Origin of the sequence: Pseudoalteromonas sp. T1lg24, assembly GCF_002964745.1 — a bacterium.
GTDB lineage: Bacteria > Pseudomonadota > Gammaproteobacteria > Enterobacterales > Alteromonadaceae > Pseudoalteromonas > Pseudoalteromonas spongiae.
On sequence record NZ_PQCB01000006.1, the window covers coordinates 239,278 to 263,125 of the forward strand.

The 23,848-nt window shown below is 40.6% G+C and carries 25 protein-coding genes, 1 tRNA gene and 2 pseudogenes; 6 read left to right on the plus strand and 22 right to left on the minus strand.

Annotated elements, in window-relative coordinates; translation table 11 throughout:
- Positions 1-16: 16 nt before the first annotated feature.
- The 19 genes and pseudogenes from fliD to C2M30_RS04205 form a co-directional block, all read right to left on the minus strand.
- Positions 17-1,417, minus strand: coding sequence for a flagellar filament capping protein FliD (gene fliD, locus C2M30_RS04120; RefSeq protein WP_100912916.1), 1,401 nt, complete (start codon positions 1,415-1,417; stop codon positions 17-19).
- Between the two features lie 27 nt (positions 1,418-1,444).
- Complete coding sequence (locus C2M30_RS04125) at positions 1,445-1,846, minus strand: flagellar protein FlaG (RefSeq protein WP_105170761.1); 402 nt, start codon at positions 1,844-1,846, stop codon at positions 1,445-1,447.
- An 89-nt stretch (positions 1,847-1,935) separates the two neighbouring features.
- Positions 1,936-2,937, minus strand: a complete 1,002-nt coding sequence (locus C2M30_RS04130) for a flagellin N-terminal helical domain-containing protein (RefSeq protein WP_100912914.1) — start codon at positions 2,935-2,937, stop codon at positions 1,936-1,938.
- Positions 2,938-3,133: 196 nt separating this feature from the next.
- Positions 3,134-3,412: pseudogene (locus C2M30_RS22100) on the minus strand (flagellin); the annotation flags it as partial.
- Positions 3,413-3,558: 146 nt separating this feature from the next.
- Positions 3,559-4,141 (minus strand): annotated as a pseudogene (locus tag C2M30_RS22105) (flagellin N-terminal helical domain-containing protein); the annotation flags it as partial.
- A gap of 449 nt (positions 4,142-4,590) precedes the next feature.
- A complete protein-coding gene (locus C2M30_RS04140; protein ID WP_100912912.1) occupies positions 4,591-5,592 on the minus strand; it encodes a flagellin N-terminal helical domain-containing protein in 1,002 nt (333 codons plus the stop codon).
- Positions 5,593-5,895: 303 nt separating this feature from the next.
- Complete coding sequence (gene flgL, locus C2M30_RS04145) at positions 5,896-7,122, minus strand: flagellar hook-associated protein FlgL (protein WP_105170763.1); 1,227 nt, start codon at positions 7,120-7,122, stop codon at positions 5,896-5,898.
- Positions 7,123-7,127: 5 nt separating this feature from the next.
- Positions 7,128-9,137, minus strand: a complete 2,010-nt coding sequence (locus C2M30_RS04150; RefSeq protein WP_105170764.1) for a FlgK family flagellar hook-associated protein — start codon at positions 9,135-9,137, stop codon at positions 7,128-7,130.
- Complete coding sequence (gene flgJ / locus C2M30_RS04155; RefSeq protein WP_105170765.1) at positions 9,137-10,126, minus strand: flagellar assembly peptidoglycan hydrolase FlgJ; 990 nt, start codon at positions 10,124-10,126, stop codon at positions 9,137-9,139. The genes C2M30_RS04150 and flgJ overlap by 1 nt, the downstream gene beginning before the upstream one ends.
- A gap of 134 nt (positions 10,127-10,260) precedes the next feature.
- Positions 10,261-11,355: a flagellar basal body P-ring protein FlgI gene (locus tag C2M30_RS04160; protein WP_010560733.1), complete on the minus strand. Its 1,095-nt coding sequence runs from the start codon at positions 11,353-11,355 to the stop codon at positions 10,261-10,263.
- A gap of 8 nt (positions 11,356-11,363) precedes the next feature.
- On the minus strand, positions 11,364-12,047 hold the full coding sequence (flgH, locus tag C2M30_RS04165) for a flagellar basal body L-ring protein FlgH (RefSeq protein ID WP_105170766.1): 684 nt from the start codon (positions 12,045-12,047) through the stop codon (positions 11,364-11,366).
- Positions 12,048-12,059: 12 nt separating this feature from the next.
- Positions 12,060-12,848, minus strand: a complete 789-nt coding sequence (gene flgG / locus C2M30_RS04170; protein ID WP_105170767.1) for a flagellar basal-body rod protein FlgG — start codon at positions 12,846-12,848, stop codon at positions 12,060-12,062.
- Between the two features lie 18 nt (positions 12,849-12,866).
- Positions 12,867-13,613: a flagellar basal body rod protein FlgF gene (locus C2M30_RS04175; RefSeq protein ID WP_105170768.1), complete on the minus strand. Its 747-nt coding sequence runs from the start codon at positions 13,611-13,613 to the stop codon at positions 12,867-12,869.
- Between the two features lie 152 nt (positions 13,614-13,765).
- On the minus strand, positions 13,766-15,088 hold the full coding sequence (gene flgE, locus C2M30_RS04180) for a flagellar hook protein FlgE (protein ID WP_105170769.1): 1,323 nt from the start codon (positions 15,086-15,088) through the stop codon (positions 13,766-13,768).
- Between the two features lie 79 nt (positions 15,089-15,167).
- Positions 15,168-15,854 (minus strand): flagellar hook assembly protein FlgD, encoded by a 687-nt coding sequence (locus C2M30_RS04185; RefSeq protein ID WP_010560738.1) that lies wholly within the window; start codon positions 15,852-15,854, stop codon positions 15,168-15,170.
- 12 nt (positions 15,855-15,866) lie between these two features.
- Positions 15,867-16,289 (minus strand): flagellar basal body rod protein FlgC, encoded by a 423-nt coding sequence (gene flgC / locus C2M30_RS04190; protein WP_010560739.1) that lies wholly within the window; start codon positions 16,287-16,289, stop codon positions 15,867-15,869.
- 2 nt (positions 16,290-16,291) lie between these two features.
- Positions 16,292-16,696, minus strand: a complete 405-nt coding sequence (flgB, locus tag C2M30_RS04195) for a flagellar basal body rod protein FlgB (protein ID WP_010560740.1) — start codon at positions 16,694-16,696, stop codon at positions 16,292-16,294.
- 63 nt (positions 16,697-16,759) lie between these two features.
- A complete protein-coding gene (locus C2M30_RS04200) occupies positions 16,760-17,584 on the minus strand; it encodes a CheR family methyltransferase (RefSeq protein ID WP_010560741.1) in 825 nt (274 codons plus the stop codon).
- Positions 17,585-17,601: 17 nt separating this feature from the next.
- Positions 17,602-18,534 carry a chemotaxis protein CheV gene (locus tag C2M30_RS04205; RefSeq protein WP_105170770.1) on the minus strand — a complete coding sequence of 311 codons (933 nt, stop codon included), beginning with the start codon at positions 18,532-18,534 and terminating at the stop codon, positions 17,602-17,604.
- Between the two features lie 140 nt (positions 18,535-18,674).
- Between C2M30_RS04205 and flgA the strand changes: the two genes are divergently transcribed.
- The 3 genes from flgA (at position 18,675) to flgN (ending at position 20,260) form a co-directional block, all read left to right on the plus strand.
- A complete protein-coding gene (gene flgA / locus C2M30_RS04210) occupies positions 18,675-19,391 on the plus strand; it encodes a flagellar basal body P-ring formation chaperone FlgA (RefSeq protein WP_105170771.1) in 717 nt (238 codons plus the stop codon).
- A gap of 131 nt (positions 19,392-19,522) precedes the next feature.
- Positions 19,523-19,843 carry a flagellar biosynthesis anti-sigma factor FlgM gene (gene flgM / locus C2M30_RS04215; protein ID WP_010560744.1) on the plus strand — a complete coding sequence of 107 codons (321 nt, stop codon included), beginning with the start codon at positions 19,523-19,525 and terminating at the stop codon, positions 19,841-19,843.
- Positions 19,844-19,846: 3 nt separating this feature from the next.
- Positions 19,847-20,260, plus strand: coding sequence for a flagellar protein FlgN (gene flgN, locus C2M30_RS04220; protein ID WP_105170772.1), 414 nt, complete (start codon positions 19,847-19,849; stop codon positions 20,258-20,260).
- Between the two features lie 28 nt (positions 20,261-20,288).
- Here flgN and C2M30_RS04225 read toward each other — a convergent pair whose 3' ends face one another.
- The gene (locus tag C2M30_RS04225) at positions 20,289-20,756 is read right to left on the minus strand and encodes an LPP20 family lipoprotein (protein WP_100914496.1); all 468 of its coding nucleotides are present in this window, start codon (positions 20,754-20,756) and stop codon (positions 20,289-20,291) included.
- 111 nt (positions 20,757-20,867) lie between these two features.
- Between C2M30_RS04225 and C2M30_RS04230 the strand changes: the two genes are divergently transcribed.
- Complete coding sequence (locus C2M30_RS04230) at positions 20,868-22,016, plus strand: flagellar assembly protein T N-terminal domain-containing protein (RefSeq protein ID WP_105170773.1); 1,149 nt, start codon at positions 20,868-20,870, stop codon at positions 22,014-22,016.
- A gap of 197 nt (positions 22,017-22,213) precedes the next feature.
- On the opposite strand, the gene C2M30_RS04235 is transcribed toward C2M30_RS04230, so the two are convergent.
- Positions 22,214-22,290 (minus strand) — tRNA-Arg (locus tag C2M30_RS04235).
- A 335-nt stretch (positions 22,291-22,625) separates the two neighbouring features.
- Between C2M30_RS04235 and C2M30_RS21470 the strand changes: the two genes are divergently transcribed.
- Together C2M30_RS21470 and C2M30_RS04240 are read left to right on the plus strand one after the other, a co-directional pair.
- On the plus strand, positions 22,626-22,808 hold the full coding sequence (locus C2M30_RS21470; protein ID WP_158683313.1) for a hypothetical protein: 183 nt from the start codon (positions 22,626-22,628) through the stop codon (positions 22,806-22,808).
- A gap of 83 nt (positions 22,809-22,891) precedes the next feature.
- Positions 22,892-23,293 (plus strand): FlgO family outer membrane protein, encoded by a 402-nt coding sequence (locus tag C2M30_RS04240; RefSeq protein WP_267894190.1) that lies wholly within the window; start codon positions 22,892-22,894, stop codon positions 23,291-23,293.
- A gap of 25 nt (positions 23,294-23,318) precedes the next feature.
- Here the strand turns inward: C2M30_RS04240 and C2M30_RS04245 are convergent, their stop codons facing one another.
- Complete coding sequence (locus tag C2M30_RS04245) at positions 23,319-23,792, minus strand: hypothetical protein (protein ID WP_105170775.1); 474 nt, start codon at positions 23,790-23,792, stop codon at positions 23,319-23,321.
- Positions 23,793-23,848: the final 56 nt, after the last annotated feature.

Sequence of the window (23,848 nt, forward strand, 5' to 3'; positions counted from 1 at the left end):
ACCTTTTGCTTAAAAATTATGATTTAGGTTTAGTAAAGCCTGGTAGGCTTGCTAACTGAGCTGACAAATAACTTTGTGTTGACTGCATTTCTGCAAGCAAAATATCTAGAGACGAGTACTGCTTACGCAATCTCGCTTCCAATTGCTCCATACGATACTGATGGTTTTCGACATCTGTCTCTAACTTATCAGTCTGTGCGTTCAGATCATCTTCTCGTTGTTTTATAATGCCATCAGAATCCAAATAATTCGCTAACATCTCTTCAAACTTTTTTGCCACGCCATTTGGACCAGCAAACGCCATGCCAACATCGTCAAAATTTTCGTCTAACGCTTCATTAACGCTTCTCACTAACGTAGATTTCTCTAAATATCCCTTTTTATCAACACCTAAACCAATATCAAAGATGCTGCCAAAAGGGCCTGCATCAGTCAACTCTGTCGAAAGCGTATTGATTAACTGCGATTGAAGTGAGCGCATAGTACCATCACCAGCTAAACCTTGCTCTGGCCTGGTTTGAAACCCAATAGTCCCTACAAGATTGTTGTAGTCTGCAACAAACTTATCAATCAACTCGTTCACCGCTGTTTTATCATAGTCGATTGTTAACTTTGCGGACTCTCCTGCTTCAGTCAAAGCCAATGCTTTAATTGTCATGTCTTGAACTGCGTCTTTAAAAGTGTTGCTGCTATTTGTAATTTCTAAACCATCAACTTTAATAATGGCATCTGTTGCTTTATCTTCCGTAGCAATGGCCATGCCACCGGTACCACCGCCATTCGCAACTGTCGATACTTTATCTAATTCGGCTGTATTATTAGTTATAGCTAGGTCGTTTCCTGCGCCAGTTTCGTTAGAAGTGAGAACAAGCTTAGATTCACTGCCTGTGTTTACAATATTTGCCGTAACGCCAAAATTTGTACTTGCATCATTGATTGCGGTGCGTAAATCTTCAAGTGTCGCTCCTGCATCCAACGTTACATCGAAACTTTTAGAACCAGCAGTAAAAGTCAATTGACCACCACTTGCAGTAACTACATCAGTTGACGATGAGTAAGACGACCCTGCATCAGAAACAGCTCTCGAACCTTGCGCCAACTGCGTTACTTCAACATTAAAGTTACCTGCCGTAGAGCCTGACGTAGTGGTAACGGATATTGCATCTCCAGAAGCTGGCTGTTTGATACTAGCTGTCCGATTATTAAAATTATCGATATCAGCCAATTTCTCTAGCGTTTCTTGAAACTGTTTAAGCGCCGACTTAATAGCCCCTACACCAGACAGCTCTACTTGAATAGCTTCATCTCTGGCAATAAACGCTTCCATTTTTGGAACATTTTCAGCGTTAATCGATGCATTGACAATTGCCTCAAGATCGAGCCCTGATGCAACACCTAATGATGTAATAGACGCCATGTAAAACCTCCAAAATATAACTTCTTACTATACAACTGAATCAAAAATCAGAGCACTACTGTTTAACTTATCGGCAAATTCATCTAAAGCTTTAGCCATTTCGCTAAACTCTCTGGGCGGTATCTCCCGGATAATTTCACTGCTATCTTTATCGACAACCTTGATAATGGGTGGATCACCCAATTCATCAAACTCAAAAACTAAATTCGTTGACTGAATTGGAATGAATTGATTTATTTTCTCTAAGTTTTTTCGTATGTCTTCAAAAAAAGATGCGCGCTCAGCTTCAGTGCTCGGTCTTGGTTCAACTACTTCCTCAACTTGTTGCGTTTTAGATACAGTTTCCGTGCCAACATCTTCTTTTACATTACTATTTGGTACTAACTCCGAAATCACAGAGTTTTCAGCCATTGAGCTAATATTCTGCATATCCCCCTCCGATTCATATGTACCTAATTCAATTATACACTAACCAGCGGAAGTAGCCTCTCGATGCTACTTCCGCCAATCATTTTGCATTACCCTAATAGCGACAATGCTACTTGAGGACGCTGATTTGCTTGACTTAGAATTGAAGTACTTGCTTGTTGTAAGATTTGATTACGTGTCAATGCTGCAGTTTCTGTTGCAAAGTCAGTATCACGAATACGTGAACGAGCTGCACTTAAGTTTTCTGAAACATTTGATTGGTTACGAATTGATGATTGGAATCGGTTTTGTACCGCACCAAGCTCTGAACGCTTTTTATCAACTACTGCAATTAGCGCATCCATACCAGCCATAACTTGCTGCGCATTCGCTTGTGTTGATACTGAAATACCTGTTTCAGTAAATACTGTCGCAAATGTACCTGACGCATCGTAATCAGAGTCGATTGATGACAATACTGATTGTTGAGATGTACCAATTAAAGCACCATCCGACGACGCACCGTGTAGAGTTTTACCTGTTACAGTTGACGCAGCTCCTGCGATACCTGAAAGTGTGAAACCGCCGTTTGCCGTTAAGCTATTACCCGCAGCTGTTCCGCCTACACTCTTCATACTAAAGCCGATAGTTTGTACAGCATCTGCACCCACCTGGAAACTCGCTTCATATGAACCGTCAAGTAAGTTAGTACCACCAAACGTTGTATCAGACGCAACACGATTTACTTCATCCATCAATTGACGGATTTCTTCTTGCAGCGCTAGACGGTCTTCATCAGTATTTGAACCGTTTGATGCTTGTTGCGAAAGTGTACGTACACGCTGGAACATCGACGTAATTTCTTCCATCGCACCTTCGGCAGTTTGCGATAGTGAAATACCATCGTTTGCATTTCGAATACCTTGACCCAAACCATTAATTTGACCAGTTAAACGGTTTGAAATTTGTAGACCAGCCGCATCATCTTTCGCACCATTAATACGCAAACCAGACGATAATCGCTGGAAAGATGTATCTAGACCAGATTCAGACTTACTTAACTGTCTTTGAGCATTTAATGAGCTCACATTTGTATTTACATATAAAGCCATAATTGCCTCCGCTTTATTAACTTAAGCGTTCAATAATTAAGTACCCCTACTCAATAATTGAACCCAATTTAGAATCCTAATTTAGGTGTTCTAACTGGAGTATCGACTTCTGAACAAAAAGCTTTAGCTTTTTTTAAAATATTTTTTCAGGCATAAAAAAACCTCCATAAAGGAGGTTTTTTTATATGGCTTATTATTAGCCTTGTAATAAGCTCAATGCAGCCTGCGGACGCTGATTCGCCTGACCTAAAATAGTCTGGCTTGCCTGTTGAAGGATTTGCGCACGAGTCAATGATGCCGTTTCTTTCGCAAAATCTGCATCTTTAATACGTGATTTAGCGGCACTTAGGTTTTCAGCAATATTTGATTGGTTTCGAATTGTCGATTGGAAACGGTTTTGCACCGCACCAAGCTCAGAGCGCTTTTTGTCGACAACAGCGATCAGCGAATCCATGCCCGCCATTACCATTTGTGCGCCAACCTGAGTCGATACAGAGATACCTGTCTCGGTATAAACGCTGGCGAATGTATCTGTCGCTGTGTAATCAGAGTCAAGCGATGAAGGTACTGCTTGTTGAACTGAATCAATTAATGCGCCATCGGAAGCTGCGCCATGTAACGGTTTACCTGTAACAGCAGATGCAATACTTGCAATACCTGATAGCGTAAAGCCCCCATTCGCCGTCAGAGAATTGGCACCATTATCGGTTGTACCAACCTCTTTCATACTAAAACCAATTACCTGCACTGCATCAGCGCCTACTTGGAAACTAGCTTCATATGAACCGTCAAGCAAATTCTGACCACCAAACGTTGTATCTGAAGCTACACGGTTAACCTCATCCATTAATTGACGAATTTCTTCTTGCAGAGCAAGACGATCTTCATCTGTATTTGAGCCATTAGCCGCCTGTTGAGAAAGTGTCCTTACTCGCTGAAACATAGTGGTAAGTTCTTCCATCGCGCCTTCAGCGGTTTGAGCTAGTGAAATGCCATCATTTGCATTTCGATTACCTTGCTCTAAACCCATTATTTGTGATTGTAATCGATCTGAAATCTGTAGACCTGCCGCATCGTCTGCAGCACTGTTAATACGTAGGCCTGAAGACAAACGTTTAAATGCGGTGTCCAAATCCCCCCCAGAGCGTTCTAGTTGTCTCTGGGCATTTAGTGAGCTTACATTTGTATTTACATATAAAGCCATAACCTTACTCTCTCTATCTCTTTTTATATTGGTTAGATATAAATAACCCGATAAACACAGTGCAACGCACTTCTTGCAACATTGCCTCTAGGGTTTAGGAAAATATTTGCCTTTAGGTATGCTAAGCGGCAAAAGTATTCCGAATTTTCCTACATATCTTGTTCGAATAAATTTAATTCAATATCTATGCCATAAAAGATAAAAACAAAAAAAGGTTCCATTGTTGGAACCTTTTAAAAAGAGAATACGAAAGTAAGGGTGAAATATAGCGACGTCAAAAAACTTGTTTTATAATTGGTACTATATTTGCTTAATCAATTTAGTACGAGAGACCTTAGGGTTTCTTATACTTACTTGTTTGGATGTTTTATAGCAGTTGCCTCCGCTTTAAATATCCGTTTCTAATGCCCTTATCTACTACCCCATTTGATAAGGGCATTTCTCTTAAATTACCCTAGTAGACTCAATGCCGCCTGTGGACGCTGGTTAGCTTGGCTCAAGATTGTTTGACTTGCTTGCTGTAAAATCTGGTTACGCGTTAATGCCGCTGTTTCTTGCGCAAAGTCTGCATCTTTAATACGAGATTTAGCTGCACTTAAATTTTCACCAATATTCGACTGGTTACGAATAGTTGATTGGAATCGGTTTTGTACCGCACCAAGCTCTGAACGCTTTTTATCAACTACTGCTATTAGCGCATCCATACCAGCCATAACTTGCTGCGCATTCGCTTGTGTTGATACTGAAATACCTGTTTCAGTAAATACTGTCGCAAATGTACCTGACGCATCGTAATCAGAGTCGATTGATGACAATACTGATTGTTGAGATGTACCAATTAAAGCACCATCCGACGACGCACCGTGTAGAGTTTTACCTGTTACAGTTGACGCAGCTCCTGCGATACCTGAAAGTGTGAAACCGCCGTTTGCCGTTAAGCTATTACCCGCAGCTGTTCCGCCTACACTCTTCATACTAAAGCCGATAGTTTGTACAGCATCTGCACCCACCTGGAAACTCGCTTCATATGAACCGTCAAGTAAGTTAGTACCACCAAACGTTGTATCAGACGCAACACGATTTACTTCATCCATCAATTGACGGATTTCTTCTTGCAGCGCTAGACGGTCTTCATCAGTATTTGAACCGTTTGATGCTTGTTGTGAAAGTGTACGTACACGCTGGAACATAGTTGTAATTTCTTCCATCGCACCTTCAGCAGTTTGCGCCAAAGAGATACCGTCATTTGCATTTCGGTTACCTTGGCTTAAACCTTGAATTTGTGACTCTAAACGGTCTGAAATTTGTAAACCTGCTGCATCGTCAGCTGCGCTGTTGATACGAAGGCCTGATGATAAACGCTGAAAAGATGTGTCTAGTGCGTTACCAGAGTTACTTAACTGACGTTGTGCATTTAATGAACTAACATTTGTATTTACATAAAGTGCCATGACTCATTCTCCCGAAGTAAAATTTACTTACTTTCAATTTCTCTTTTAAAGAGAGTTACTTTTTAATTTGTATCTCTCTAAGTTACTTTCGTTATCGGGAGGAATAAAAATTCCTTTAGTTTATTTTTTAATTTTTTTAAATTAAAACAAATACTTGAAGTGAATTTAAAAAGCGGGTTATTAACTATATCGACTGTGACTTAATAAACTTTAGCGGTATACGTAGTATTTGTATCAAAATAGTTAAAAACACATTAAAAAAGCGAGGAAAAACCTCGCTTCAAATCAGGAAAAATTATTTTCCTATCGAATATAATCAAATAATGATAGCTGCGTTAAGCGGCCAAATGTTGCCTGTGAAGCCTGCAACGCTGTCTCTTCTTTTGTTAATTCAGAAATTGCCGCTGCCATATCTAATTCAATTAAATTTGCTTTAGACTCTTTGTGATTAATATTGATATCAGTTGTCGAATCAAGCAACCTCTCTGCAACTTTCAAGCGGCCTCCCAAGTTTGCCTGGGTGATCGATATTTGGTTTTGCGCATTAGTTAACCCAGTGATCCCATCTGCTAAAAATTCCCTGTAGGCATCATTGGACAATCCGGGGGTGGTTAAACCGGTAATTAACTCTTCTAAAGTATTCAACATGTTTTTCTTTTCCGGCGGTGCTAAAGAAAAATCTGCCGTACCCGGTGCTGCACCAGAAAGATCTATTTCCATACCCTGGAAATTTATTGCCTCGCCATTATAGTTACCTGATGCTACTGGCGTACCGCCAAGTGTTATTGCATAAGTGTCAGGCGCACCAGCAGTTACGGTCACTTGTAAATCATTATTTGCAGGAACAAGAGGATCATAATTAGCTTTGTGATATGCATCGAACTGAGCTTGCTCTTTGACAATAACAGATCCAGCTGTGATACCGCCACCTACCGTGGGAGTATTTGTATTAACGTTTAGTCGTGCGTCCACTTTTTCAAACGCATCAATACCATTATCACTAGATCGCAAGGTTATACCAACCGCCAATTGCATCTCATGATTTCCTTGGTCACCTTGATAATCATAAGAGCCTGTTGCACCGTTGTAGGAATACGTTTGCACATTATCCTGAAAACCTGAAAAGATAAACTTTCCATCTTCAGATTTTGAATTCATTAAATCATACAGTGTTGCTTGAATAGACTTCATTTCTTCAGCAATCGTTGCTCTGTCTTGCTCTGTAAGCGCGCCATTACCGGCCTGAACCGTCAATTGATAACCTCGCTGTAAAGAGGTTTTAATATTTTGTAATACACTTTCTTCAGTTTTTAGTTTGCTCGTCAGATAACTATTGTTCTTTTGAAACTGTTCATTTATATTAATGCGTTCACTAAAGAGTAACGCTTGAGCAGATGCGGCGGGATCGTCAGACGGTGTTAGAATACGCGTTTGGGTCGAAACCTTTTCTTGTGCAATCGCAACCTTCTGCTGATTATCTAAAATTTTATCAAGGTTGTTTTGATACATAATGTTATTTGATAAACGCATTAGATTTACCTCGCTGCATTCAATATGGTGTCGAAAACCGTTCTGGCGGTCGATAAAATTTGTGCAGCTGCAGAATACGACTGCTGAAATCTCAACAAGTTTGCAGCTTCTTCATCCAAATTAACGCCTGAAATAGACTCGTACCAGGCATTTGATTGATTAGCTAACGCTTCAAAGGCTACTTGATTCGTTTTAGCAGACGAAGTTCTGATACCAACATCAGTAATTAAGTTACCGTAAGCCTCATTCAATGTCGTTAGATTGTCGCCACCAGCCGATGTTTCAATATTTGCTCTGACTAGTTCTTTATCTTGCAGTCCTGCCAACATTAAACCATTTCGATTGTCATCAAAACCGTTTGTGTTAAATTCCACCGTGAATGAATCACCAGTATTTGGCGCGCCTTCTAAACTAAAATCAAAACCATAGGTATTGTAAGGGGCCCCAGCTTGATTTAACACATTGTCATATGGTGGCGTTAGTACCACAGTTGTTGTAACAGCTGGAGTGCCATCCGTTATATCAAACTCATTTGGGTTGGCTGTTTTTGTAATAGTAATAGGGCCATTGGTTAAAGACGGAGGCGGACCTGCTGTAAAACCTGCAGCCGTTGTATCCGTGACTGTACCACCTGAAATACTGCCTGTACCTTGGTTATTAATATTACTATTTGTTCGGATCGGCGATGCTAACGCCAAATCTTCTGGTCTGTTCGTCGCTAATTGAATATTTGTTGACGCCTCTGAATTAAGTTTTAACTCAAACTTATCTCCCACAGCAGCACCAGCAGTAAGGTTTATTTCTAAACCATATAAAAAGCCACCAGCACTACCCGCATTAGCTACGCCGCCAGCTACTGTTGCTACAATTGGCGTACCAACGGGGTCGCCATATTTATCAAGTGCAGAAACTGTTATTTGGTTTGCCGCAGTGTATTCAATTAGAAAATCAGAAGCAGGAATTTCGCTACCGTGTCCTGCTTCAACAGTACCGGTAACTTGTGCCGTACCTGTATTTGCTGCATATGCGTATGCACCTGCACTAGGAATCGTGAACAAATCACCGCCTAATTCACCATCCGCATCCAGTCCTAATCTATTTTGTTGGTTAAATGCATCTGCCATTGCCAAACTTAATTGACCTAGTTTGTTTTGTGATGGAATCAAAATATCTTCGCGATATGCCAATAGCCCACCTATTTTACCTTTCAACAAACTTGTATCTACTTCAAGCGGTATTGCCTTACCTGAGTCCACATCTAATTTTAAATCTTTAAAATTGGGGTCTGGATCGCCGGAGAGTGAAAATAAATTAAACGCGCCATCTTCCATTACAACAGCTTCACCTGTGCCCATAAACACCAGCTTTTCACCATTTGGACCATCTAGCGTTTCAATATCTATGTACTCAGCCAACTCTTTAATGGCCAAGTCACGTTGGTTAATAGTACTGTTTAGAGCACTGCCATCAGGGCCTGAAGAACCCGATGCAATAGCAAGATTAAGTTCGCTGATTTTATTGATCAGTCCATTTGCTTCATCGGTATAGATTTCAAGTTGATCATTCACAATGGTTTTTTGGTCAAACACTATGCCAGAAAGCCGACCCAATTGATCGATATACCCTTGTGCATCATTAAAAAATAAATTGCGGCTCACCGATGATGATGGCTGATTCAATGTCTCTTGTAGTGAGCTAAAAAGTGAATTAATGCTAGTAGACAAACTATTAGATTCTTCAGCAAACAAACTGTCAACGCGGGCGGACTCATCAACAAACTGGTTAAAGAAAGCAAGATTAGACACATCGCGATTTAATTGTTGTTGCGCAAAGTCATTCACTAAGCGGAAAGTTTGCCCAAGTCCAACTTGGTTATCGAACAGTGTTCTATGTTCTGTGCGCTCTCGAACATAACCTTCGGTATTGACGTTGGTAATGTTTTTACTGGTAGTTTGCAGTAACTCTGAGCTTGCACGTACACCTGAGTTTGCAATATTAAGTAGATTAAAAGACATTAGTTAGTGCCTCCTAAACTTGTTATCGAACTTTTCATCATATCGTTTACATTTATTCCTGAAGCGACAGCGTTGAGTGCTTGCGTAAATTCACTGCGCTTTAGCACATCTTTAATTTTGTCTGCATAATTAGGGTCAGTGGCATACCCTGCTTTTTGTAATTCATCGAGATACTGAGATGGGTCTGACGTTGTTTTCAGTGCTGATTGATAGCGTGGGTTTTGCTGTAAAAAGTTAACAAAATCATCAAAACTTTCAGCAATGCTGTTATACGCTCTAAAATTAGATTGTTTTTTAACAGCGACGCCTTGTTCAAATTCAAGCGAAGCTTTAGCAGCTTTATCACCTTGCCATGCGCGGTCAGCTTTAATATTGAAAAAATTATTTGAGCTTTGCCCATCACTCTTAGTAATCACATGTTTCCCCCAGCCTGTTTCAAGCGCTGATTGCGCCAACATGACAGCAGGACTTAACCCTATTTTTTCAGCTGCGCTTTTAGCGTGCTGCCAAAGTTCTGAAACAAACGACTGCTCATTTTCAAAGGCAGTATCCTCACCTGTTGTATTTATCTGTTCTGGTGAGTCTGAATTTGCGGTATTCAATGAAGGCTTTTGCATTGGCGCAATTTGGCTTGATGAAAACAAACTTGCAGGGGTGTATTTTCCTGGCGTTGGTGAAAGTTGCTGGACGATAATATCGGCAAGTCCTAATGCACCACTTTGTGAAAGCTCCATAGAAAGCTGCTGATCGTGCATATCACGATAAAATTTAACGCTGCTTTCATTAAACGGGCTATCTTCGTCCTCAAATGCTTCGTTGGCTTTACGCATACTTTTAAACAGCATTTGTGTAAAAATAGATTCAAACTGAGCTGCAACTTGCTTAAGCGCCTTTTTATCAGGATCGCCTTGCAGCGCTTCTTGACGTAAAGAATCTAAGTTACTCAAGTCAAAGAAACTTTGTTGATGATTTATGTTGTTACCATCCATAAGTCAGCTCTCATTCAATAAATTGGCTACGAAACACACTGATAAATCAATGCAAAAATCAAGCCAAGGAAACCAAATTAAAGCGCTAAACAAAAAAGCCCTGCAATGCAGGGCTTTAGTAACAATCTGTATACTTAAATCACGATTAGCTGGCCACTTATTGCGCCCGCCTCTTTCAGCGCTTCAAGTATTGCCATTAAATCACCTGGCGCCGCGCCGACTTCGTTAATCGCTCGTACGAGGTCATCTAAACTCGCACCTGGGTCAAACACAAAAGCACGAGTATCATCGCGTGCTACATCAATAATGCTTTGCTCGGTAACAACCGTTTGCCCGCCAGCAAGTGCGTTGGGTTGATTAACATTTTGCTGCTCGGCAATGGTGACAGTCAATCCACCATGGGTGATTGCAGCGGGTTCTAAAGTAACATTTTTACCAATCACGATAGTGCCTGTACGCGAATTAACGATAATTTTTGCGCTGTTATCAGCTGGTTCGAATTCAAGATTTTCTAAAGTAGCGAGGTAAGCTACGCGTTGCGCTGGGTCGCGTGGTGCTAACACTTTAACCGACGCTGCATCCATTGCTGTGGCAGTATTTGGGCCTACTAAATCGTTAATCGTATCAGATAAGGCTTTTGCAGTAGAAAAATCAGGACGGTGCAGATTAAATGTAATGTGATCACCTTGGTTGAACGGCGATGCGACCGCACGTTCGACAATCGCGCCGTTTGGAACACGGCCCACAGTTGGTGTATTTACTAATACCTTGCTGCCATCAGCACCCTCGGCGCCTAATCCGCTAACCACCATGCTGCCTTGTGCAATTGCATACACATTGCCATCAACGCCCTTTAGAAAGGTTTGAATTAATGTACCACCGCGCAAGCTTAATGCGCTACCAATTGACGATACGGTAACATCGATTGTTTGACCCGGTTTCACGAAAGGCGGTAAATCGGCATGTACAGCTACTGCTGCGACATTCTTAATCTTAGGCTTTAAGTTTGCTGGTAACGTGATACCAAAACTGCTGAGCATGGCTTTAAAACTTTGCTCGGTAAAGCTACTTTTTTCACCTGTGCCAGGCAAACCAACAACTAAACCATAACCAACAAGCTGGTTACTACGTACCCCTTCAACAACGGTCACATCTTTAATACGTTCTGCTGTTGTTGGGAAACTAAAAAGGCTAAGAAGCGCGATAAAACCAATAGCAAAATTACGCATGCGACCTCCTAAAAAGGGTTTAATGGGCTTAAGAAGAACTGGGCTAACCACCCTGCTTCTTGTGCATCTGCCAGTGCCCCTTTACCAGAGTACTGAATACGTGCGTTTGCAATACGGGTAGACATCACCATATTGTCAGCACTAACATCCTTCGGACGAACGATGCCTTCTAAACGAATAAATTCTTCACCGGTATTAAGCGTAAGCCACTTTTCACCGCGAATAACTAAATTACCGTTTGGTAATACACGCATCACATTAACTGAAATATTACCGTTTAGACTATTTGACTGATCTGACTTCGCATCGCCTTTATATGAGCCCTCTGAACCAACACCGTATTGCAACGCATCACCATTGATCGTAACTGCATTACCGCCAAATCCAGTAACCGGTGATAGTGCAAAGTCCGTTTCTCGGTCAGTTTCCGTTTTTGCAGTTTTTGATGCCTGAGTTGATTCACTCAGCACTACGGTAATGATGTCACCTTGGCGCAGCGCTTTTTGGTCTGAATAAAGGTCATTTGAGTAATGTATATTATAAAGTGACCCTGTGTTTACCTGCGACACATCGGTATCTTCAGGATACAGCGGCGCATAATACGGATCATCACGTTCGACGAAGCGGTTTGCTGTTGTCACACAACCGCTTAAAAGTACGCTGCCGACCAATGTTAATAGTAACTTACTCATGCTAACCACCTATTAAAGCTGCTGATTAATGTAACTCAACATTTCATCAACCGAAGAGATCACTTTTGAATTCATCTCATAAACGCGCTGCGTCTCAATAAGATTTACCAACTCTTCGGTTACATTCACATTTGATGTTTCAAGAGAGCCCTGCACAATCACACCTAATCCATCCACGCTCGGGTTACCTTGCACAGGCGCACCACTTACTGCGGTTTCTGTGTAGAGATTTTGTCCCATGGGCTCAAGACCTGATGGATTAATAAAATCAGAAATGGTGAGCTGACCAATTACTGCGTTGTCTGCTTGCCCAGCGATACGTACTGACACTTCACCATCTTGCGATACAATAATTTGCTGTGCATCATCAGGGACGTTCATTTCTGGTTGTAACGGATAACCCGCGCCCGATGTTACAATGCGACCTTCTTCATCCGTAGTAAATTGGCCATTTCGCGTATAGGCAAGACTACCGTCCGGCATCGCAACTTCAAAAAAGCCCTGACCTTGAATCATCCAGTCCATCGAGTTATCAGTTGTTAGCATATTTCCCTGTGAGAAATTCTTTTGCGTGGCAACCACTTTAGAGCCCGCCCCTAACATTAAACCCGATGGCAGTTGCGTATCTTGCGATGAGCGACCACCCGGTTGATTAATATTTTGATAAAGCAAATCTTCGAAAATCGCACGGCTTTTTTTGTACCCTATGGTGCTCGCGTTTGCTAAGTTATTTGATATTACAGACGTATCGGTTTGCTGCGCATCGATACCTGTTTTACTGATCCACAATGCAGGATGCATACTAACCTCCAAAAACCATTAATAAATTCGCATAAGAGAACTTTGGCTTTCGTCAATTTTCTCTGCGGTTTTCATCATTTTGACTTGCAACTCAAACTGACGTTGGTGTGAAATCATTCCCACCATCTCATCAACTGGGTTCACATTAGACATTTCTAATGCACCGCTAGTTACTGTCATATTTGGGTCGGTATCCAGTTCCGCCCCATCTTTATTTCTAAACAAGCCATCCAACCCTTTTTCTAAAGGTTGAACACCATACGCACTGACCAACTTTAAGCGGTCGATATCTTCAATAAAATTTGCTGGTGCGCCTTGCGGTCTAACTTGGATCATGCCGTCTTTGGCAATTTGTACTTTTTCGATCGGCACAGGCAAAATAACTGGCCCCGCTTCACCGATTACAGGTAAGCCATTGGCTGTAAATAGCTGCCCTGTTTCACTCATGCGTAAATTGCCTGAACGTGTGTAAGCCTCGTCACCATTTGCATCTTGCACAGCGAGCCAGCCGTTTTCACCAACTGCAATATCAAGTTCACGACCGGTCATAGATAAAGCACCCGCACTCAAACGTAAACCCGGTCTTTCTTCCATCGCAAACACGCGTGTTGGCAAGCCTTCACCAAAAGCCTGCATAGAACGAGCTTGCTCTAAATCAGCTTTAAACGCAGTGGTTTTTGCATTAGCCAAGTTATTGGCTTTAACTGCAATGCCCAGCATATTTTGTTTAGCGCCCGATGCAGCGACATAAAGTAATTTATCCATCGACTCGACCTAAAAATGATCACTAATAGTTAGGTAGAGCAAAAATGATGCCAATCGCAATGATTGAAAATTGACGCTATTAATAAATAACAAATAGAATAAAAAAGGGCTGAAAAATCAGCCCTATAAAGAAGTGAATTATGCTAACTAAATTAGCGGATCTGTAAGATATTTTGTTGCAGTGTTGAGTTAACTTCTAAAGCTCGTGAGTTCGCTTGAAAGTTTCGCTGCGCGGAAATTAAATCCACAAGTTCGTTGGTTAAGTTTACGTTAGATTGCTCAAGCGCACTTGAATTAATCGTACCTAATGTACCCGATCCCGGCTCACCTGCTATTGGTTCACCTGACGTTAAACTTTCTTTCCACGCTGTATTACCTACCTGAGATAAACCTTGTGAATTAGCAAACCTTACCATAGAGACTTGGCTAATATAGGTTGAATCGCCGTTACTGTATGACGCCACTATCTTACCATCGGTACCAATATCAATACCCGTTAAACGCCCTACTGTCGCACCATCTTGTTCAAGCGCTTTTACCTCAAAACGGCTCGCATACTGAGTAGGTTGTTTCTGTGCAGTACCAGCTTCATCACGCCAATTGATATTTACGTCATTTGGAAAAGTTGCACCGTTTGATAAAATGCCAGAGAGGTTACTCGCAGTTAATGAAACTGGGTCGAATGTAGTATTTGGCGCAGTAACTGGTGCTGATGGCAAACCACTTGAATCAAACGTAAATGTTGCCAGTGGCCCTGCCGGTGGGTTAGTGCCTGTGCTATCAAATTCCTGACCAGCAAGTGTCGCATGCACATTCCACTCGTTATTCGTGCCCGTTTTCACAAAGTAAAACTGCATAATATGCGGCTCACCAAGTGAATCATATACTGTTGTAGACGTTGATGCGTTGAACGTAGCAGAATCTGTTGGATTAAATGGCGCTACTGTAGGCTGTGTTGCACCTGCATCTAAGTTAAATGAGGTATACACATTATTGGTTGCGCGTGGGGCACCTGATGCATCAGGAATTTGAATAGGCGTTGCCGTACTCAAACTTACCGATGTGGTATCACCGTTTGCAGGGTCTACAGGGAAACCACGTAAAAAGTTCCCTTGTGCATCTACAACGAAATTATCTTTGTTAAGTTTGAATGCACCAGCACGCGTATAAGTATAATCTTGCGATGATAAGGAATCGGTCATCGCAAAGTAACCTTCGCCGGTAATCGCTAAATCAAGCGCGTTCTGAGTAAACTGTAATGAACCCTGGTTAAACTGTTGTGCAACAACCGTTGTTTGCACACCGTCACCATTTTTTGTTTTGCCCGAACTAAATACCGACGCAGCATATACATCTGCAAATTCAGCCCGTGACTCTTTAAAACCTGTTGTGTTTACGTTCGCAATGTTGTTTGCGGTTACATCGAGATCTTTTTGTGCCGCAGCCAATCCCGTTAATGCAATATTAAAACTCATAATTCACCTCTTAAACTCGCAGTCCTGATTGTTAGAAAACTGCTTACTCGGAGTTATTTATTCAACTTTAATGCCAAGATTAACCTTGAGCGATTTCGACAACATCACTTAAATTAATCGAACCAGCGCCCGTGTTAAGTACCAAGCCATGTGTGCCTTTTAAACTAACACTTGAAATGTTCAAAAACGCACCTGTGGGAAAGCTCATATACTCACCATCTGCGACTCGTCCTTCCGCTGTCATCGCGTAATTGCCAGGTGGCAACGGATTACCGCTTTCATCTTTGCCATCCCATTCAAACTTTGCAGCGCCTGCTGTCTTCGAACCAATATCCAGCGTGCGAACAACCTCACCCGCTGCATTTTTGATTTTTACGGTGACATCATGAGCCGAGGTATCCAGCGCCACACTACCTGTAGATGTTTTGCCATCTCTCAGTTCAAGCACTGTTGATGGTACCAAAGCATCTTTACCAACCAGAGTTGATGCTTGTAGTGCAGAATTCGAAGTCATCGTTGAAGCAAAGCTTTCAAAGTTTGCATTCAATTGACTAATACCATCAGCCATCGAAAAGCTTGTCATTTGCGCAATCATCTGATCGTTATCCGCAGGTTTTGTCGGATCTTGATACGATAACTGCTGCGTTAACAATGCAAAGAAATCTTCTTGTTTTAGCTGATCGTTATCATTTTGTTCAGGAACACCTGTAGGTGTTTTCCATTTAACTGAATCAATAAAACTATCGTTACTCACGTTTGTTGTCATGATCAGCTCCTATTAGTTTTGACCCATGCGCAGAGTACGAGACAGCATTTGCTTCGCTGCATCAGCTACTTGAACATTGGTTTGGTAATTACGTGATGCCGAAATCATATTTGCCATTTCTTCCACAACATTTACATTCGGCTTATAGATAAAGCCATCTTTATCAGCCAGCGGATGCTCTGGATTGAATTCACGCTTAAGCGGTTTGTCACTTTCAACAATACCAAGCACCTTTACTCCAACCGCTTCACCTTGTTGCGCGTTAACCGCTTTACTCAATTCTGCAGAAAAAACTGGGTGACGCGCACGGTAAGTTTCATCCGCACTTGAACTCACTGAGTTAGCATTAGACAAATTACTTGCAGTCGTATTTAAACGCACAGATTGTGCACTCATGCCAGTACCAGAAATATTAAATACATTATATAGACTCATAATTATGCCCCTTGCCCACCTAGTGCTTTTTTCAAGCCTTTAAACTTACCGCCTAAAAAGTTAATACTCGCTTGGTACTCCATTGCGTTTTGAACATACTTACTACGTTCTTCCTGCATATCCACAGTATTACCGTCACCGGTATCAGGCTGAGTGGGTACTCGATACAAGGTGTTACTTTCTAAACTATTAATAGATAGATCGAAGTGTTTTTCGTGAGTGGTCGACAAGCGCTTAGATTGGCTCGATTTAGCCTGTTCAAGGGCTTTTGAAAAATCGATGTCTCGCGCTTTGTAGTTTGGCGTATCTGCGTTAGCAATATTGGTTGCTAGCACTTCTGCTCTTTGCGAACGAGCAAGAGTAGCTTGCGGATGAATGCCGAGTGCTCTGTCAAAACTGATAGCCATAACTTCTCCAAAAAAGTGACTTTGAAGAAGTTATGCAAATAGTAAGCCAGAGCTACTGACTAATTATTTTTTTTGATAAATGATACCTGGATTACAGCGGATCATTTCAAAATCCTCGCTTAACCCGGTCATAGATTCTGACGCGCCTAGAAATAAATACCCTTTAGGGCTAAGGGCTTGGTGAAATTGTTTAATAATTTTTGCTTTAACTTCCGGTGAGAAATAAATCAACACATTACGACAAAAAATAATTTCAAATTTCCCCATAAGTGCATACGAATCTAATAAGTTTAAGTGGCGAAAACTCACCATCCGCTTTATATCATCGTTCACTTTTGCCATACCGTGATCTGAATCCGTAAAAAACTTACGACGTCTTTCAGGTGAAAGGCCACGTGCCAGCGCAAGCGAATCGTATTCAGCATTTTTACAGATATCTAACATGGTGTTAGATATATCTGTACCAACAATATTAACGCCCGCTAGTGCCCCTGGCTTTGACTGCTTAAATTCAGCGGCACTCATAGCGATTGAGTACGGTTCTTGTCCTGAGGAACTTGCGGCAGACCAAATTTTAATAGGTCTACGCAGCTCCGAAAGTTCAGGGAAAAGTTTATTCTTAAGCAATTCGAATGGATATGTATCACGAAACCACAGGGTTTCATTAGTTGTCATTGCATCAACAACTGCAGCCCTTAACTGACGTTCACGCGGGCTAAGCGTTTTAGTCACTAATTCTGATAAAGAGTCGACATCAAACCTTGCCATTAAAGGTGCAAGACGGCTCTTTACTAGGTACTGTTTATTGTCACCTAGCACAATGCCACATTGCTGCTCTAAAAAGCTTTTAAATTGCTGATATTCTTTATCATCTAAGTTTTTGTTCAAGTTTATTACTCGCTGGTCTAATCTTCATGAACCCACTTTTTAACCGCAGTAGCTAACTCGTCTGGGTTAAATTTCGCAATAAAATCATCAGCTCCGACTTTTTCAACCATCGCTTGATTAAATACACCACTGAGTGATGTATGTAATATAACATGAAGCGGTGCTGTTCTGGGATCAGCCTTTAGTTCGGCTGTTAGCGTATATCCATCCATTTCTGGCATTTCTACGTCTGAAATAAGTAGGGCTACTCGTTCAGTGACCACACTTTGACAATCTTTCTCGGCAATTTCTTTCAGGCGAACTAGCGCCTCGCGTCCATTTTTTGCCACCTCAGTTTGCACGCCTAATGGCTCAAGCGCCCGTTTCACTTGGTTTCGCGCAACTGTCGAATCATCGGCAATAAATACTATACGCTCACCAAGATCTTTTTGCATTTCACCATCTGAAACCAAATCAGCGCTCACCTCTGTGTTTACTGGGCAAATTTCATTCAGTATCTTTTCTACATCTAGTATTTCAACGAGTTCCTTTTCGATTTCAGTTACTGCAGTTAAATACGAATAACGGCCCGAACCTGACGGAGGTGGCATAATTGATTCCCAGTTGATATTAACGATACGCTCAACCGAGTCGACTAAAAAGCCCTGCACTGAACGGTTATATTCAGTGATGATAATAAAACAATCTTTTGTATCTTGAATCCCAGGGCCACCAATAGCTAAAGAAAGATCGATAACCGAAATTGTTTGCCCACGTATGTGCGCCACACCTTTAACGAAATGATTAGATTTTGGCATTGCCGTTAAGTTAGGACATTGTAAAACCTCACGTACTTTAAATACGTTAATTCCGAACCGCTGCCTGCCTTTTAACTTAAACAGCAACAACTCTAGCCTGTTTTGACCTACGAGTTGCGTTCGCTGATTAACCGAATCTAAAATGCCTGCCATTTCAATCTCCTAACTTGAAGCAATGAAAAGGAATACTTCTTGCTTCTTTGTTATTGTACTACCGTATAACCTTGATGTGCCATAATTTTGACACTCGCTAGTTATACCTTGTTTTACCCATAAAGCATAGTCGAAACATTATGAGTTTGTTTAAAAAAAATCTTTATTTCTTTATTTTAATACAAATTGCTGCGCTTGCTATGACTTCACTCAAAGCAAAGGTTTACAGTAAGTTAGAATTGCAGCAAATCGCAATAGATTATGTTGCCGATAACAAACAACCCAACCCTAACCAACACCCTAATTCGCAGTTGTCGATTACGGCGTTACCGCTCGATACTCGTATCAAAACGCGAACATGTCAGCGCGATTTGCAAGTAAGTGCCGCAAATCCTATCAATACTAATCGGCAATCTACTATAAAAATTAAGTGTTTAGATCAAAATAATTGGCAAGTTTTTGTGCACGTAAAGCAATTAGAGCTCGTTGAAGTGATTACGGCAGCAAAAGGGATCAGTAAAGGGCAACGAATTACCGCACAACATTTAACCAGCAAGCAAGTTGCAAAACACTTAACGCGTTCGAATCAATTTAAATCGAGTACTAACTTAATAGGTAGCCGCAGTAAACGAAATGTTCGTGCGGGACAAACTATCAACTACAATTATATTTGTACTATTTGTAAAGGCGATAAAATTACTATTTTGGCAAGCTTTAAAGGCATGACAATTAAAACGCAAGGTGAAGCGCTTGAAGATGGCCGCATAGGCGACAACATTAGTATTCGCAATGTAAAATCTAAAAAGAAAATTCAGGCAAGAGTTTTAAACACTGAGCTGGTAAAAGTCACAATTTAGCGCTGTACTCTAGTAGAAATTTCAGGTTAAATAAGAGGTTACAAATTTAATAAAAATAGTGCATTTTTTATTAAAGGTTGTACCCGAGATGCCGATACATAAGATGTGAAATCTTAGTAGAGAGAACTGTCATGGTTAATCAAATAAATCAAGGCTCAAACAGCCAAGCAAACGTCAGGCTTGAAAGCTCTAAGCAGCAAGCGTCTGAAACTGCTAATAAACAAGTGCAAGTGAATACTGCTACTGCAAAGGCAACTAGCGATTCAGTAAGCATTACACCGCAAGCTCAACAGCTTAAAAAGCTAAATGAAAAAGCGGAGCAATCATCAGGTATTGATGAGAAAAAAGTAAACGAGCTGAAAAAAGCGATCGCTAACGGCGAATACAAAATTGATGCAGAGAAGCTTGCTGAAAATATCAATAAGCTTGAATTTAAACTTTTCGGTCGATAGTTTATGAATCTAGAACAGATATTAGCGCAACAACTTGATGAGTTGAATACTATGGCTGACATCCTAAAGCAGGAATTAGAAGCTATCGTTGCGCGCGATCATGAATCTTTAATATCTGTTGTTGAAAGCAAAGTTGCATCGTTGCAGTCAATTCAGCAACGTGATCAACACATTGCCAAATTAATTGATCAAGACGGTTTTGATAAAGCTGAATATCAGCCAACAATCAACCAAATTAATCAGGTATTAGCTGACTGCAAAAAGCAAAATGACGTGAATCAAGTAGCAGCAAATCAAAGCCAGATTGCTTCACAAAAATTAAAGAATATCTTATTTGGTAAAAGTCATACCGGATACGACAAAACGGGCAAATCTTTCTCTCTACCTAACCCGATTGCTCGCGGGCTAAAAGCGTAATCTGAATTTACTAATAAAAAGTAACCTGCTAGTAGTAGGTTACTTTTTTTACGTTTCTTGGCTTTGTTTGACCAATATATAAGTCATGTACCAATTTCATATCTAGCTCAACTTCTGTTGCATACGTATCACCCACAGCGTAGCTTTTGGTCACTTTCGCACCACGTACAACACCTTGTACACGAACTTTCAAAGTATCATTACTAGCGATTAGGCCTTTAACGCTCGTTTGCGCGTCAACTTTTTGTCCGTAGACTTGTTCCGCGAGCTCACGATAAGCCTCAAGCTTTGATGCCTTCATTGCCATAATCGATTTTTGCTCTGTTGTTGTACCGGGTTGCAAACTGATCGGTGCATACCCTACCGCATACAGCACTGGGTAGTTATCTGGTGTTTGGTATTCATATTCAATATGTTTATCAAACAGTTGGCTACAGCCACCTAATAAATATAAGCTCGTTACCAGAGTTGATGTTTTGAAAATTGATTTCAACATGTTGCCACCATTCAAATGCATATTACATTTGAATTAGCAATTTTCGCGCCACTGTATAGTTTGGTACAGAAATTGAATATATAGACTAAGGTTTAAATTGAGAGCTGCGCTATGCGACATCTAGTATTACTTCTTTTTATTGTGAGCTTTTCGTCTCATGCAATTTGGTATGAATCAACCGGCCAAGCCAAAATACGCAATGGTAATGTTGAACAAGCTCGAATGATGGCAACCGAAAACGCTATTCAGCAAGCTCTACTTTTTTCAGGTGCGCAAGTTACTAGCCTACAGCAAGTGGTAAATGGCATTTGGCAAACACCAAGTACCCAAGTTTACTCTCATGGAGCAATCGATCAGATTGAAGTAATTGATGAAATTCAATCAGACAACACGCTCTCAATTACACTTAGACTAGATATTTTAGATAATAGCGAGACTTGCCAAAATTCATCGATTAAAAAGAATGTGGCTCTAACAAGAACAGGTTTCAAAACTCCGAGCCATGCAACTTATGGTCAAATTTTTGAATTACCAAAAGCATACAGCGAAAAGCTCGCAAAGCATTTGTATCAGTTTACCCATTTATTCAACACAAAAGCCGATATTAACCGTAAGCTTAATACCAAAAACCTGTTCACCGCGCATTTTGATGCCAACTCAAGCGCCCTTATTCAACAAATTGCCGACCAAAATAACAGTCAGTTTGTCTGGATATCGCAAATAGAAGACTTATCTCTTGGTGAGCAACAGAGTTCATCGTTAGCATTTTGGCAAAATAAAGCTTATGAGCGTTTTTTCTCGATAAACACAGCGCTATACAATGGCTTAACCGGCGAACTGCTGAAACAAACACACTACGATACATTTGCCACCTGGCAAACTAAAAAAACAGCCCGTATCGATGTGAACAGTGAAAAATTTTGGACCATGCCTTATGGACAAGCAATATCAGATATCAACTTAAAGCTTGGCCAAGATTTAGCAAGCTATCTTGCCTGTATTCCAGCGCAAGCACGTATTTTAAGCGTCGATCACGATACCGTGATCATTAGCCTTGGCGCTGAGAATAATCTAGTGAAAGGGCAAAAGCTGCAAGTAGCACTGCGCAAAGGATTTAATCAAAAGCAGCTTATTATTAATACTGATTACCAGTTGAGAGTCACACAGGTAAATCAAAACACCGCCATTGCCCAAGTGATAGGCGACAAACTCCTGGCAAATGTACAAATTGGTGATTTGGTTACGTTAGCAAGCTTCTAAGGGGCTAGAACCAAGAGAAGCTCAGCATTTAGTTTTAATAACCTGTTCTATCGCAAAATAACTCGGGTTAAACACGTAACCTTCAAGAAATACGTTAATCACGCGGCTACATAGCAATAAAAGATAGCTCGATTTAAAAGACTGTTTAATGACGTTCAAATAACAAAAAAGACGGGTTAAAACTTTATAGACTTTAATGGCGTTCCCGGCAGGAGTCGAACCTGCGACCCTTCGCTTAGGAGGCGAATGCTCTATCCAACTGAGCTACGAGAACGTTTTTTGATAGTACCAAAAACGACCACAGATTAAAATATCATTATAATCAAACAATTAATGAAAATGTTACGATAAAAACTTACGTTAGTGCTATACAAAAGAAACACCTAAGTATCGAACCAGTTTAGCGATATAAAAAAACCTAAACGTAGCCACAATTAAATTAGATTAGTGGCGCAAATATTGCTAATAACTAATAAACGTTGCCATAGCGCTTTATTCATAATGCGATGCATTGTTAGTTAAGCCTGACGTCCGTTTTACCTAAATTTATTATCACAAACAGAACGAATAAGTCTATTAATTCAAACTCTGTTTGGTAAAGGGTTTATTATGAGTTTAAAAGTAAAGTTACCACTAATTTCTGCATTGTGCGCACTTGCAAGTTGCCAATCAGTTTATACTGATAATGCAGTACGACTGTGTTTAGATGACGTTGGCATTTATCACAGATGTGGCTCATTACCACAAAAAAAAGCTGCTCCCATTCAAACCCCAAAACACCACAAGAGTTAAGAATAGATAAGCAAGAAACACCTTATTCAGCGCCACCAACAAGTTACGTGAATTTTAAATTGCTAAGTGAATATGTCGAACAGATGGTTATTTCGATGCAACTTAATTTAAAACAAGAAGAGTTACTATCGCCGATAGCAGTAGCTTCTTTTGTACAATTAGACTCAAGCCTTAATAACACTAACCCTCTTGGCAATCAATTAGCCGAAGCATTTATATCTGAATTGCAAAAAGTCGGCTACCCAATGATTGACCACAAGATCACTGGCGAAATTAGCATGACTTCGAATGGGGACTTTGTGTTTTCACGTGATGGGAGCGATATCAAAAAGCAGCAAAAAATAGGGTATGTGCTATCTGGTACGATGATAGCTCATCCTCATGGTACAATCATCAATGCAAGAATTGTTGGCCTTAAAACAAATGTAATTGTTGCTTCAGCACAACAACTAATTCCAGATAGAGTATTGAATAGTATCATTTAATAAAAGAGTTGCTACGGCAACTCTTTTACGTTTCAAAATCAATATCAAATTCCACATTGTATTTGGTTGCACCAGACAAACGGCTTTGCGCTACCACTTCACCGCCAACATAAATATGAATATCCCCTGAGTTACCACTATTAATAATGGTAACCGTGCCATGAGAAAATACGACCTCTTCATTGAGGTCATTTTTAATAATCCCTTTTGGTGAATAATCAAAACCGCTATGAGGCGATTCTTTTTTATTAATGGTTATTCTTACAAGGGTGTTTTTTTCAGCGACTAGAATGTAATAGCCTGGTTGCCCAAGGGCAGCTGTACATAATTTGCCTGTATGATTTGTTAATTGTTTTGTTGCTACATCTAACTCACATGTACCATAAACGGGCATTAATTTATTAAAGCGCGGAGGATTCATCTCAAGCACTTTCATGCCAGCATGAAGTTTCGCACTAAAAAGCAAAACGCAAATAATGAATAAATTTAACTTTCTCATTCTAATCTCGTACATCTATATCAAAACTTACATACGTGAGTTAATAGCAACCTCAC

Bases quoted from the DNA above. Each gene is read 5' to 3' on its own strand.
- fliD (WP_100912916.1), bottom strand. From the start codon at position 1,417: ATGGCGTCTATTACATCATTAGGTGTTGCATCAGGGCTCGATCTTGAG.
- C2M30_RS04125 (WP_105170761.1), bottom strand. From the start codon at position 1,846: ATGCAGAATATTAGCTCAATGGCTGAAAACTCTGTGATTTCGGAGTTA.
- C2M30_RS04130 (WP_100912914.1), bottom strand. From the start codon at position 2,937: ATGGCTTTATATGTAAATACAAATGTGAGCTCATTAAATGCTCAAAGA.
- C2M30_RS04140 (WP_100912912.1), bottom strand. From the start codon at position 5,592: ATGGCACTTTATGTAAATACAAATGTTAGTTCATTAAATGCACAACGT.
- flgL (WP_105170763.1), bottom strand. From the start codon at position 7,122: ATGCGTTTATCAAATAACATTATGTATCAAAACAACCTTGATAAAATT.
- C2M30_RS04150 (WP_105170764.1), bottom strand. From the start codon at position 9,137: ATGTCTTTTAATCTACTTAATATTGCAAACTCAGGTGTACGTGCAAGC.
- flgJ (WP_105170765.1), bottom strand. From the start codon at position 10,126: ATGGATGGTAACAACATAAATCATCAACAAAGTTTCTTTGACTTGAGT.
- C2M30_RS04160 (WP_010560733.1), bottom strand. From the start codon at position 11,355: ATGCGTAATTTTGCTATTGGTTTTATCGCGCTTCTTAGCCTTTTTAGT.
- flgH (WP_105170766.1), bottom strand. From the start codon at position 12,047: ATGAGTAAGTTACTATTAACATTGGTCGGCAGCGTACTTTTAAGCGGT.
- flgG (WP_105170767.1), bottom strand. From the start codon at position 12,848: ATGCATCCTGCATTGTGGATCAGTAAAACAGGTATCGATGCGCAGCAA.
- C2M30_RS04175 (WP_105170768.1), bottom strand. From the start codon at position 13,613: ATGGATAAATTACTTTATGTCGCTGCATCGGGCGCTAAACAAAATATG.
- flgE (WP_105170769.1), bottom strand. From the start codon at position 15,088: ATGAGTTTTAATATTGCATTAACGGGATTGGCTGCGGCACAAAAAGAT.
- C2M30_RS04185 (WP_010560738.1), bottom strand. From the start codon at position 15,854: ATGACAACAAACGTGAGTAACGATAGTTTTATTGATTCAGTTAAATGG.
- flgC (WP_010560739.1), bottom strand. From the start codon at position 16,289: ATGAGTCTATATAATGTATTTAATATTTCTGGTACTGGCATGAGTGCA.
- flgB (WP_010560740.1), bottom strand. From the start codon at position 16,696: ATGGCTATCAGTTTTGACAGAGCACTCGGCATTCATCCGCAAGCTACT.
- C2M30_RS04205 (WP_105170770.1), bottom strand. From the start codon at position 18,534: ATGGCAGGCATTTTAGATTCGGTTAATCAGCGAACGCAACTCGTAGGT.
- flgA (WP_105170771.1), top strand. From the start codon at position 18,675: ATGAGTTTGTTTAAAAAAAATCTTTATTTCTTTATTTTAATACAAATT.
- flgM (WP_010560744.1), top strand. From the start codon at position 19,523: ATGGTTAATCAAATAAATCAAGGCTCAAACAGCCAAGCAAACGTCAGG.
- flgN (WP_105170772.1), top strand. From the start codon at position 19,847: ATGAATCTAGAACAGATATTAGCGCAACAACTTGATGAGTTGAATACT.
- C2M30_RS04225 (WP_100914496.1), bottom strand. From the start codon at position 20,756: ATGTTGAAATCAATTTTCAAAACATCAACTCTGGTAACGAGCTTATAT.
- C2M30_RS04230 (WP_105170773.1), top strand. From the start codon at position 20,868: ATGCGACATCTAGTATTACTTCTTTTTATTGTGAGCTTTTCGTCTCAT.
- C2M30_RS21470 (WP_158683313.1), top strand. From the start codon at position 22,626: ATGAGTTTAAAAGTAAAGTTACCACTAATTTCTGCATTGTGCGCACTT.
- C2M30_RS04240 (WP_267894190.1), top strand. From the start codon at position 22,892: ATGGTTATTTCGATGCAACTTAATTTAAAACAAGAAGAGTTACTATCG.
- C2M30_RS04245 (WP_105170775.1), bottom strand. From the start codon at position 23,792: ATGAGAAAGTTAAATTTATTCATTATTTGCGTTTTGCTTTTTAGTGCG.